The organism is Streptomyces sp. bgisy027 (genome assembly GCF_057710365.1).
In genome coordinates, this window is the sequence record NZ_JBYIVZ010000111.1 from 1 (window position 1) to 4,580 (window position 4,580).

Genomic DNA, 4,580 nt, shown 5'->3' on the forward strand with positions numbered 1-4,580 from the left:
CACAGACGGCCCGCGTGCCATGGCACTGGACGCAGGGTGCGGTGCAGGGGCTGGTTTGCAGGGGCCCCATGTGTCTTGCGACGGGGCCCCTGCGTGTCTGCCAGCGGCGGCTTTCGATCCACAGGATCAGTACGGTGACGATCCCGCTGCCGGCCCGGTAGGCGGCTCCATGCAGCGCATGACGGCCGAGTTCCCGCCCGCGCACCGCTCGGCGTTCGCGTAGCCGGCGGCGAAGTCGCGTGGCGAGACCGGCCTCCCTGCCCATACGATCCTTCATATCGCTCCCGTTCTGTCCTCTGTGTCACGAATGGGAATGTGTGGGAGCCCCTCTCGGACAGTGGCGTCGGAACCGTGACCGAGAGAGGGCTCCTCTTCGTGTCCCGGGTTCGAAGCAGCACTGCCTCGCACCCGGTCGCGCCCCTTACGGGGCATCAAAATTGTGCCATCTGGGGCGAGTTGTCGCCTTCCTGAGGGGTAACCGCCGCCTCCGGAGAACACCAGCTCCGTGGGTCTGGCCAGCCAAGGCGCCCATCCGGAGACGGACAGAGCAGACCCCCACCGGTGCGCGATCGGGGGTACGCGGGATGCTCTGGCTGGAATCGCACAGGCTGGGACCGGGCGGACCGGCTGCGGCCCGCCCGGGGCGCGGGCGCGCCCGAGTTTCACGGCCTGCCGGGCGGGGGCTTCGGCCCCGGCCCGGTCAGCGGCCCTCCAGGCACCTCGCCGGGAGAGCTGAGAAGCGGCTCGCGGCCCGCTGCTCACTCTGGACAGCCCGTATATGGGCTATGTAGAGTACGAGTATGGGTAGTCCGCGTATGACCCTGCAGACCCAACTGGTGCTGCGGGCCTTGCTGGAGGACCCCGCCAAAGAGCGCTACGGCCTCGAGCTGTGCGAGCTGGCGGGACTGCCGTCGGGCACGATCTATCCGATCCTCGCCCGCCTGGAACAAGTCGGCTGGGTGGACAGCACCTGGGAAGACCCCGCCGTACACGAGGAAGCCGGCCGACCGCGCCGCCGCTTCTACCGGATCACCGAGGACGGTGCCGAGCACGCGCGGGATGCTCTCGCCCGCGCCTACCGCTCCCGCAAGCAACCCCTGCCTGGATGGGCCGCCCGCCCGGCCGCCGACGGGGGAGTGTCATGACGGCCGCGCGGCGCCGGTTAACGATGCGACCGGACAGGCGCCGTCCCGCCGCCCCGTCCCTGGGTAACCTCTTAGACCTTGCGCGTACGCACCGCCCCGACGCCGACACCGCGCCCATCGCGCACGCCCACGACGAAGCCGCTCTGTGGCATGCGGGCCAGACCCGCCGCAGCGGAGACCCGTTGCTCACCCACTGCCTGGCCGTCGCCGCCATCGTCGCCGAGGTCGGCATGCCGCCGTCCGTGATCTGCGCCGCCCTGCTGCACGACATCGTCGATACCCACTGCCCGCCCGACCGCGTCAGCACATACTTCGGATCCGAGGTAGCCGGCCTGATCCACACCGTGCGCACCGCCGAACTCAGCGCCCTCCCGCTGGAAAGCCTCACCTGCGACCACGCGGGGCCTGCTGCCCGGCCGACACGTGAGGAAGCCGTGCTGGCGATCCGGCTCGCCGACCGGCTGCACAACATGCGCACCATCGCCTTCGTGGCCCCGGCCAAGCAGCACCGCAAGGCACGCGAAACCATCGACATACTGGCGCCCCTGGCCCGAGCCGCAGGCCTGACAGAGGTAAGCCGTGAACTGCACGATCTCTCCACCGCCGTCCTGCAGCCCACGACCTCATCTTCCGGCGTCAACCCACGCCTGCTGACCCTGCTCACCTGGCTGCTTCCCGCCCCGCACCGAGCGCGATGGCAGGAGGAATGGCACGCCGAACTGGCCACCCTGCCCACCCGCCGTACCCGTATCCGTTTCACCCTCCGAGTCCTGCTCGGCACACCCGGCCTGTCCCTGACGCTGCGTCGCCCGCCGTGGCGGGAACGACGATGGTGAACGCGATGGCCCGCATCGGCGGCCTGCTGGGCGCGGCAGCCGCATTCGTCATCGCCATGGCACGCGGAGGCCTCTCCGCCTGGACGACAGCAGCACTCACCGCAGGCGCCCTTGCCCTGCTCGCAGTCGTCCTGTTCATCCCCAGCGAGACACCGGCCCGCCGCCTGGGCAGTCTGATCCAGGCATGGCGCCTGCCGGCCCAAGCACCCACGCGGCCCGAGCCGGCTTTGCTGCCTGCGCCGCCCCCACCCTCGCCCGACTCGGACGGCAGATGACAGCCGCCCGGCTGCCGCCGGCCAAGCCTGCACCGACATCGCCTCCACCAGCATCTCGCTGACGGGGACACCACGCAGGCCTGTCGCGGTGTGTGACCTGCCCGGCATGGAGCTGCCGCCTGCCATGCGGTGTCTGCTTCGATGTCGGTGTCCCGGTCCCTGCGGGAGACTCTCGCCAACTTCTCAAGTACCCGCCGGTGGTCTGCGGTTGGGTTGGTTCGCTGTGCTGTGGGCCCGGTGAAGGTCGGGGTCCGGCATCCCGGCGGGCGCCGTGTTCTGAGTTGAGGGGGTTGTTGTGGCGCGGCTTGTGCGGCGGCAGCGTGTGAGTGCGTTGGTGGGGTATCACGCGTTTGGTCTGCAGGAGTCCGACGACGCGGAGCTGCCCGTGCCCTTCCCCGACGACTTTCACCGCCGCTCTTTCCTCGGCGCCCATCCGGGGCGTCTGGACATCACCAGCGGCGGGCACACCCACACCGCCACCGTCGATGTCGAGGTGTGGGACGCGGCGCCGCCCCCGCACGATCCGGGAGGCTGGGACGAGCAGGCCGAGGCCGCTTTTGAGTCTTCGAGCGGGCAGGTCGCGGTGTGGTCCATGCACACGGGCCGGACGGACGAGGTCTTCAGGCTGGCTGACGTGGGTGGCTCCTGGCGCGTGCGCGTCAGCTGCGTTGGCAGAGCCGCGGCTGCGGCGCTTTCGGAGGGCGAAGGCACCGGCGCCGGGGTGGAGCGCTACCTCGTGCAGTTCTGGCCCGCCGACGCGTAGAACACGAGTCTGTCAGCGGCCGGCGTGCGCGGGCTGCGTCTCGGCTTCGGGTGCATCGGCGGGCTTCGATCCGGGGGCGGTGTAGAAGACGGACCTTCCTTGTTTGGTGCGTTCTGCCTGGCTCTTGGCGACGAGGTTTTCGAGGGTGACTCGTACGACCTTGTCCGCGAACTGGCGTTCGGGGTGGGCCTGGTGGAGCGCGGCGGAGATTTCCGCGGCCGAGCGGGGGTCTGTCAGTTCGAGGAGGTGGCGTCGGATGAGCTCGACCAGGGTGGGCTGAGCTGGTTTTGCGGTGTCCGCCGGCTTGGCCTGGGGCTTCTTGGCTGCGGTCTTCTTCGGCGGGGCGGTGGCCTTGCGGGTCTTCTGCTTCCGGCCGGGCGGGGCGGGAGTCTTCTGCCGCGGGGAGGGCACCGTGGCGCTCTCGGTGTCTGCCGTGGGCTGGGCCGGCGGCTGGGGGAGGCCGAGTGCCTGCTGCACGTTCATCAGCACGGTGTGGTCGTGCTGCACGGCGGCGAGTTGCTCTTGGAGGGACGCGATCTCCGCGCTGATACGTTCCTGCTCTTTCGTATTGCGTTCGAGGTCTCCGGTTACCTGGGCGAGGTACTGGGTTGTCAGTTCGGTGGCGGGGTTGGCTGTCTCGGGCATGGGGTGGGCCTTTCCTCGGCGCATGGGTGTTGTGTGGGGCTGTGCCGCATGTGTGGCGCGCCTTGTGGGTGAGGGATCGGGCGGCCCGGCAGGGCGCCGCGAGTGCCGCTGGATGCCTCGGTGTGCAGATGGTACGGGCGAACAGCGCTGGTTGTTCGTACCGGGCGGTGTCTTCTTACTCTTGAGACAGTCTCACGATGCCCGTGCACAGGTGTCCGCGAGGCAGTACGACAGCACACGGCTGGGCCTGACGCGCCGGCGCAGGGCTGTCGCCGGCCGTGGGATGTGCAGCCACCGGCTTCGCGGCCTCCCGACGGTTACGTGGCCGGTTCGGTCAGGGCTGTGCGGATGCTTTCCAGCGAAGCGCCGAGGAGTTCGGAGCCGACCACTGGCCGCAGGCCGCAGTCGGCGAAGAAGGCCATGCGTTCTTCGGGCTCTCGGGGGTCGGGAAACAGCGCCAGGCTGTCCAGGTGCATGGCCTGGGCTTCGGCGGCGAATCGTTGCACGAGGCCGCTGCCGACCCTGTTGCGGCGATGGGCTGAGGAGACCAGCAGGTTCATGATGCGTGCCCTGGGTCGCGGGAATTCTCCGGAGGTGAATGCGCTCATGTCGCTGAACGTGCCTTCCACAAAGCCCGCGGCTTCACCATCCAGGAGGGCGACATAGATCCTTTCCCAGGGACGATGCCGGTCGTCGATCAGGCTTGCTGCGTGGGTGTGCCAGTTCTCGCTGATGAGTAGGGCGCGCAGGCTGCTGTCGTGGATGTCCGTCAACTCGACGATCTTCAGGGTCATGGCCTTCAGGGTAAAGGCACATGATGGGGCAGCCGTGCATGCTGTTTACCGGCCTCATGGCGGGCCAACCAGCTGCTGACCAGGGTCGTTTCTGCCACCCGTCCTGGCCGCGGAGCGAGAGG

General features: G+C 69.3%; 6 protein-coding genes. 4 read left to right on the forward strand and 2 right to left on the reverse strand.

The window, feature by feature from the left end; all coding sequences use genetic code 11:
* The first annotated feature begins 815 nt into the window (after positions 1-815).
* From AC3ETA_RS47475 to AC3ETA_RS47490, 4 genes are all read left to right on the forward strand, one after another.
* A complete protein-coding gene (locus tag AC3ETA_RS47475; protein ID WP_432199118.1) occupies positions 816-1,145 on the forward strand; it encodes a PadR family transcriptional regulator in 330 nt (109 codons plus the stop codon).
* A gap of 23 nt (positions 1,146-1,168) precedes the next feature.
* A complete protein-coding gene (locus AC3ETA_RS47480) occupies positions 1,169-1,981 on the forward strand; it encodes an HD domain-containing protein (RefSeq protein ID WP_432199123.1) in 813 nt (270 codons plus the stop codon).
* Positions 1,975-2,256: a hypothetical protein gene (locus AC3ETA_RS47485; RefSeq protein WP_432199119.1), complete on the forward strand. Its 282-nt coding sequence runs from the start codon at positions 1,975-1,977 to the stop codon at positions 2,254-2,256. The genes AC3ETA_RS47480 and AC3ETA_RS47485 overlap by 7 nt, the downstream gene beginning before the upstream one ends.
* A 295-nt stretch (positions 2,257-2,551) precedes the next feature.
* Positions 2,552-3,019 carry a hypothetical protein gene (locus tag AC3ETA_RS47490; RefSeq protein WP_432199120.1) on the forward strand — a complete coding sequence of 156 codons (468 nt, stop codon included), beginning with the start codon at positions 2,552-2,554 and terminating at the stop codon, positions 3,017-3,019.
* 12 nt (positions 3,020-3,031) lie between these two features.
* Here the strand turns inward: AC3ETA_RS47490 and AC3ETA_RS47495 are convergent, their stop codons facing one another.
* Entirely contained in the window at positions 3,032-3,664 is a 633-nt protein-coding gene (locus AC3ETA_RS47495) for a hypothetical protein (RefSeq protein ID WP_432199121.1), read from the reverse strand.
* Between the two features lie 317 nt (positions 3,665-3,981).
* A complete protein-coding gene (locus AC3ETA_RS47500; protein ID WP_432199122.1) occupies positions 3,982-4,458 on the reverse strand; it encodes a GNAT family N-acetyltransferase in 477 nt (158 codons plus the stop codon).
* Positions 4,459-4,580: the final 122 nt, after the last annotated feature.